Source organism: Acidisphaera rubrifaciens HS-AP3 (genome assembly GCF_000964365.1).
GTDB classification, from domain to species: domain Bacteria; phylum Pseudomonadota; class Alphaproteobacteria; order Acetobacterales; family Acetobacteraceae; genus Acidisphaera; species Acidisphaera rubrifaciens.
The window spans coordinates 1-471 of sequence record NZ_BANB01001205.1 but is presented as its reverse complement, the minus strand read 5'-3'; the positions used below and the strand labels follow the sequence as shown (position 1 = coordinate 471).

Annotated in this window: 1 protein-coding gene; it reads right to left on the bottom strand. The window is 67.5% G+C overall.

Going from position 1 to position 471, the window contains the following annotated elements; translation table 11 throughout:
- Positions 1-471, bottom strand: a 471-nt coding sequence (locus B8460_RS20655; protein WP_048863506.1) for an efflux RND transporter permease subunit, incomplete at both ends; no start/stop codon positions are given.

Here is a 471-nt window from a genome sequence, read left to right as displayed (position 1 = left end):
GCCAGAACATCGGCGCGGTCTGGATGCTGCCGGCGAGCGTCGTCTGCAGCGTGTCGGTCACGCTCTCCTCGGTCAGCCCGGTCTCGTCGGCGAGGGTGCGGTCGACATCCACCCGCAGGGTCGGCTCGTTGTCGGATTGCTGGATGCGCGGGTCGGCGACGCCGGTGACCAGCTTGATCCGCTGCAGCACCTTCTTCGCGTAGGCGCGGGTGGCCTTCGGATCCTGTCCGGCGACCTGCACGTCGATCGGCGCGGGCGCCCCGAAGTTCAGGATCTGTGTGGTGATGTCGGCCGGCAGGAACGAGAACGTCGTGCCCGGATAGAGGCGCGGCAGTTCCGTCCGGAGGGTGCGGACATAGTCGTCGGTGGGATCATGGTCGGGGGTGAGCGTGATCAGCACATCGGCATCCCACGACCCGGTGGTGCCGGAATTGCCGTAGGCCATGTTGATGCCGCTGATCGGCAGGCCGA